The 1,047-nt window shown below is 49.2% G+C and carries 1 protein-coding gene; it reads right to left on the reverse strand.

From position 1 onward, the window contains the following. Positions 1-127 precede the first annotated feature (127 nt). The gene (locus G497_RS20410; RefSeq protein WP_169727006.1) at positions 128-850 is read right to left on the reverse strand and encodes a glycosyltransferase family 2 protein; all 723 of its coding nucleotides are present in this window, start codon (positions 848-850) and stop codon (positions 128-130) included. Positions 851-1,047 lie beyond the last annotated feature (197 nt).

Consider the following 1,047-nt stretch of genomic DNA (forward strand, 5'->3'; position numbering starts at 1 on the left):
CCCCAGCAGGAGTATGCCGGGCCAGGCTTTCCAGGCACGCTTTGGTTAATTCCCATTTGTTCATCACGGGAATAATGATACTGACTGTGGGTGAGGGATTCATTGTTGGCATGTGCAGTCTCCTATCCTACGCAAACGTTCTCCCTTCCAAGGCAGCGAGAGCGTCAGTATACAATTTTTCCAAAAAGCTATCGTTCACAGCCCTTGCTTTATGCAGCACCGCTTTGCAATGCAGAAGAGCGCCGTCAGGTGCATTGCGAAATTCAGACAATTGCTTCAGCTGCAATAACACTTCTTCCAACATATGGGCATCTCCGCCCTTTTTCGCGAGTCTGGCAAAGTTCTTCAGCAAGGGAAAGGTATGCTTAATTCGTGCTGCTGTTCCCCCAAAAAGAGCGGCTTCCTTATAGGCTCCGGCAGCTTCCAACTGCTGCGCCAAAACACAATAGCCGTCTACCCACAGCGGGTTGGCTGTTACAAGAGCCCACAAATCCTCTACTGTCTTTCCACTCACACAGGCAAACAGTTCCTCGCTTTCTTCTTTTCCCACATGAACGCTAAGAAGCATTCTGTCATCAAGTTCTAAAGCAAATTCGTCACGCAGGGCATGCTGGTGTACATCAGGATAACAAAGTGGAGCGCACCGAGAATACAGCACTCTTGAATTATGCTCTTCATTCACCTTACGCCCAGGTGTTTGACTTTCAAGATGAATAATTTTTGAAGCAGGATTGCACTCCAACGTACGCCCCTGCTGCACAATACGCAGGGAAAGATCCACATCTTCAAATCCGTTGCGAAATTCAGGATAAAATCCTTCGCAGGCCTGAAACAGCGTTTTGGGCACCATAAGAGCTGCCGCCGTAAGGGCTTGCAGCCCTCTTTTTTGTGTTACTACCCGATGCGTTGCCGGGAAGTGGGCATACAAATGGCTCACCCCAAACGGAGGGTGAAAAGTTACCCCCATGTGCTGTACCGTACCATTTTCATACAACAATAATGGACCAACAGCTCCCAGCCTGGGGTTAGCGTCAAACGCTTCCAGCA

The sequence above is a fragment of the Desulfovibrio cuneatus DSM 11391 genome (genome assembly GCF_000430005.1).
Lineage (GTDB): Bacteria > Desulfobacterota > Desulfovibrionia > Desulfovibrionales > Desulfovibrionaceae > Frigididesulfovibrio > Frigididesulfovibrio cuneatus.

Excerpts from the sequence above, each read along its gene's own strand:
- G497_RS20410 (WP_169727006.1), bottom strand. The coding sequence starts at position 850 with ATGGTGCCCAAAACGCTGTTTCAGGCCTGCGAAGGATTTTATCCTGAA.